The organism is Pseudomonas sp. HMSC063H08 (assembly GCF_001813645.1).
GTDB classification, from domain to species: Bacteria; Pseudomonadota; Gammaproteobacteria; order Pseudomonadales; family Pseudomonadaceae; genus Pseudomonas; species Pseudomonas aeruginosa.
Genome location: NZ_KV813613.1, coordinates 1 through 4,267 on the forward strand (window position 1 = coordinate 1; position 4,267 = coordinate 4,267).

Consider the following 4,267-nt stretch of genomic DNA (forward strand, 5'->3'; position numbering starts at 1 on the left):
ATCACCTACCACCGGACGGACAACCCCAATATCTCGAAGGACTCGATGCCGGATATCCGTGCTGTCGCCAAAGCCTTGGGGCTGAAGTGTGTTGAGCAACAGCGGATGTTCAAAGCGGACCAAGACGCCCAGGAAGGCCACCCCGCCATCACCCCTACCGACTGGATGGCCGCTTCCGCCGGTGAAACTGCTGATGAGCAGGCGCTGTACCAGCTCATTCGAGTCCGCGCGCTTGCCAGCCAGATCGAAGCTGCCGTGTACGCAGTGAGAACCATCACCCTCCTGGGCGTCGGCCCCGACAAGAAGCCGCTGCGCTTCGGCGCCAAAGGGAAGCTGTTGAACGTGCCTGGCTGGAGAAAACTGCTGCAAGGCGATGACGCCGAGGAGCAGAAGAACGAAACGCCTTCAAACCCCATTCCGGCACTGGAGCCAGGCCAGATAGTCAAGGTCTACAGCGGCGAGGTCCTGGAGAAGAAAACCACCCCTCCCAAGCGATTCACCGACGCCAGTCTGGTGGGCGAGATGAAGCGCCGCGGGATTGGTCGGCCATCATCCTACGCCTCTATCGTGAAGAACATCATCGACAAGGGCCAGGTGCAGATGAAGGGGCGAAGCCTGATCCCCGGCGAGCTGGGAGAGGCCACCATCGCGCTCCTCGAGCACAACTTCAGCTTCCTCAGCCTCGACTTCACCCGCAACCTCGAGGTCGCCTTGGACCGGATCGCCAACAGCGAGGACACCTACATGAACGTGGTCCAGCAGTTCTACCAGCTACTACAGACAGAGCTGCAGACACTCCGCGCGCTCCCCAGCGCACAGGACGAACCACGCGCAAGCTCCACCGCCAGTATCTCCTCGGCACCGACCAGCGACTTCCTTTGCGGCAAGTGCGGTCTGCCCCTGGCCCACCGCAAGAAAGCCGGCAAGGGCGGCTTCGACTTCTGGGGTTGCAGCGGCTTTCGCACCACAGGGTGCAAGGTCAGCTACCCCACCAAGAACGGCCAACCTGACTTCGACAACCCGCGCGGGCTATAGGTAATACATGAACATGCAAACCAGCACCGACAGGAACCTCAATTTCGACTTTGTGCGCAGGCAAGTCGAGCAACCGCCAGCTTGGGCCTCTGAGGTCCTGCTGTCATGGGAGGAAGCCTACCCCCAGGAAAAGCACGCCTTCCTTCAAAGCCACTACTGAACCGAGACGGGATCGATCAATGTGTTCCGCGTCGTGGGTACAGACCATTGGGATTACCAAGGAAAGTCCTGGCTCGACTTCCTCACTGGCGGCAAGCGAATGCAGCGAAACCTGCAGACCTTGCTGGACAACCCGAGCTACTACCTGCAGCCAACGGAGCGCAGGCCCGCGATCCACTACAACACGCTCGATGGCTTGAGCTTCTACGTCGGCTCCGACGGGAACCACCGTACCTGTATTGCTCGATTCTTCCTGGCCGAGCAACAGAAGAGCCAGCTCCACGACGTGACGCTCAACCACTACCAGATCAACGACAGCTTCTACCGCCTGTACGGGCAACTTCGGCAACAGATTCTGCTACAGGGTCTGCCTGTGCAAATTCATCCGGAGCGCGTGCAGTTGGGTCGGGAAGATACTGCTGGCTGGAAGATGGATACTTACCAGACCACATTGAACTGGTTGAACCTCAAGACCCAGTTGGAAATCTCTCTGAACGAAGCCCAGGCGCGGGAGCAACTAATCAACCTCATGCGGGGAAAGCCGTCTGAAGGGCAATCACGGGATTGGAAAACACGACTGAAATTGCTTATTTCGGGCTGAGTTACTGATCAGTTGCGCAATTGCGCTTACTTGACCGCCTGATTGCATTCGACTTGACCAAGCATTTGCATCGGATCTGACCAGCAGAGAACGACGCAAAGCGGACGGTTGCTTGCCTAGCGAATAGGCAGTAGCGCACCAAAGGCCACAAAGAATCCACCACACACTCGATTGAAACGCCGCCCCGCTCGTGCCAACCAGGGGCGCACGCGATTGGCGGCGCTGGCTACACCGAACTCCACCGCGAACTCCACCACTGCATAGGTCAGTGCCATGACTATCGTCTGGAGCAGAAGATTCTGCTGCGAATCGATAAAGGGCGTGATGAATGCGGTGAACAGCAGCAGCGCTTTGGGGTTGGAAATGGCGGACAGCAGCCCCTGACGAAATAGCGACCACCGGCTCGAGTTGGAAAGATCGCCCAGGGAGAGGGTCACTGGCTCCGAACGCCAGATGTTGACGCCAAGCCAGATGAGATAGAGCCCACCGACAACCTTCAGAACGGTCAGCCAGAGCATCGATGCCTTCAGCAGTGCGCCCAGGCCGAGCACACACAGCGCGATCATGGCGATGAAGCCGATGACGCCACCGGTAATCGTGAAAAGCGTCTTGCGGTTGCCATGAAGCGCGCCGTGGGTGAGAACGAGCAGCGCGTTGGGGCCGGGGACGACCGAGATGCCACAGCACGTCAGCAGATAGAACATCCAGGTATCGAAGTGCATGAAATCTCCAGGATTAATTCCGCCGGCGGCGCGCCAGTGGATCATGCAAAGACTTTGGCTGGACGAAAAGCGCATAATCTAGCAATCATCTATTCGTTTATCGAATGCATGAGCTATGCAGATGTCGCCTCGGGATCTACAGATCGATTGGCTGAAGTGCTTCGTTGCGGCGGTTGATACGGGCTCTCTGTCCAGCGCCGCCACTGAGGTGCACCGGTCGCAATCCGCTGTGAGCATGCAGCTCAAGAAGCTGGAGGCGGCGCTCGGTCGCCAGGTGCTGAGCCGGGGGCCACGGCATCTTGAATTGACTGAGGACGGGCAGACGCTGCTGGGCTACGCCCGACGGATGCTAGCGTTGCACGCCGAGACCCAGGCTGCCTTCTGGGGCGAGGAGCTTACCGGGAAAATTCGCCTGGGTGTCGCGGAGGACTATGCGGCGCACTACCTCACGCCGGTCTTGAAACGTTTTGCACCACGGCACGGTGGCGTCGAGATCGAGTTGAGCTGCGAACAATCGACCGCGCTTATCCCCCGCGTGATGAGTGGCGACCTGGATCTGGCATTGGTTTCGCGCGACAACCCACGGCGGGGCGCTTTCCTTTTCCAGGAGCCCATGGTCTGGGTGGGTTCCGCGCAGTTCGATCTGTGGCGACGCGATCCATTGCCCATTGCGGTCTACGAGTCGGCCAGCCTCGCACGTCGATGCGCCGTGGATTCTCTGGCCCGGCAAGGCCGTCGATACAAAGTCGTTTACAACAGTTCGAGTCTGGCGGGGCAGATCGCTGCCGTTGAGAGCGGCATCGCGGTGGCAGTACTGACACGCTGCACCGTGCCGACCCACCTTCAGATTCTGGGGCGGGAACACGATCTGGGACCGCTGGAGTCCATGGACGTTGCCGTCTATCGCAGCAAGGCATCGCAGGGCTCCAAGGCAGTGGCCAGTCTCAGGAGCTTCCTGATTAGAACGCTTTCCTCATCACCAACTGGATGACACCTAGTTCGACCAACGTCCACTCCTGGCCGGTTGCTGCCGATAATGGTTTCAAACCGTTCTGGCCAAATCCGATGCAGTCGGTGGTCAGAACGAATGCAAACGGATAGTCAAGTGCAGTGCTATTTCGCCATCAGCCTTGCACCATTATGTCAGCCAGCTACCCTCACTCATACACGCTGTTTATACGCGGCGTGTTCCTCACCTCCGACAAGCCTGCCCCCGCACCCAGGCTTGTCGGGGGTTCTCTTTGAGGCCAGAGCGATGAAAGGCACAGTTTTCGGCATATTCGCCCTTCTGTTCTTGGTGATTTCACTGAGCACGTACTTAATGCTCCAAGCCCCGTAGAGGTGAGAAATCCCCCCCTCTGAACTGAACATTTCCCATCGATCCGTAGCACACCGACCAGCCACAGTGCTGCTCGCTTACACAGGAGCATGCGCGTGGCACCACTCGACAACGCCCCCCCTAGCAGGCCGCTACAGGATCCATCCCTGGCCCGCTACAGCGAGCGGCAGCTCGCCGTTGCCAACACCTGGGCAACGCATTTCTCCCTCGCAGGGACAGCTCGAACCAAGTTCATCCGTCACTACCTGCGCAGCACCTCTACGAGCAGGTGCTGGTGCATCACCGTCGCGGCTGACAACGGTGTGCGTTATACCATCATGCGTGCAGGGCCGCTGCTCCAGGTATTCGACGGTCAACTGATCGGTGCGTGGGAGTGCAAGCCTGCCCATCGTATCCCGGCAAGCACGCCGT

Annotated in this window: 4 protein-coding genes and 1 pseudogene; 4 read left to right on the plus strand and 1 reads right to left on the minus strand. The window is 59.1% G+C overall.

The window, feature by feature from the left end:
- Together HMPREF2924_RS28880 and HMPREF2924_RS28885 are read left to right on the plus strand one after the other, a co-directional pair.
- Window positions 1-1,035 (plus strand): DNA topoisomerase (locus HMPREF2924_RS28880; protein ID WP_141765588.1); only part of this gene is annotated, 1,035 nt, incomplete at its 5' end.
- A 181-nt stretch (window positions 1,036-1,216) separates the two neighbouring features.
- Window positions 1,217-1,795 carry a hypothetical protein gene (locus tag HMPREF2924_RS28885; protein ID WP_023094847.1) on the plus strand — a complete coding sequence of 193 codons (579 nt, stop codon included), beginning with the start codon at window positions 1,217-1,219 and terminating at the stop codon, window positions 1,793-1,795.
- A gap of 116 nt (window positions 1,796-1,911) precedes the next feature.
- On the opposite strand, the gene HMPREF2924_RS28890 is transcribed toward HMPREF2924_RS28885, so the two are convergent.
- Entirely contained in the window at window positions 1,912-2,517 is a 606-nt protein-coding gene (locus tag HMPREF2924_RS28890; protein WP_023094848.1) for a LysE family translocator, read from the minus strand.
- Window positions 2,518-2,638: 121 nt separating this feature from the next.
- Here HMPREF2924_RS28890 and HMPREF2924_RS28895 point away from each other — a divergent pair, with 121 nt between their 5' ends.
- Together HMPREF2924_RS28895 and HMPREF2924_RS36265 are read left to right on the plus strand one after the other, a co-directional pair.
- Window positions 2,639-3,508 (plus strand): LysR family transcriptional regulator, encoded by an 870-nt coding sequence (locus HMPREF2924_RS28895; RefSeq protein ID WP_023094849.1) that lies wholly within the window; start codon window positions 2,639-2,641, stop codon window positions 3,506-3,508.
- 443 nt (window positions 3,509-3,951) lie between these two features.
- A pseudogene (locus HMPREF2924_RS36265) lies at window positions 3,952-4,267 on the plus strand (hypothetical protein); the annotation flags it as partial.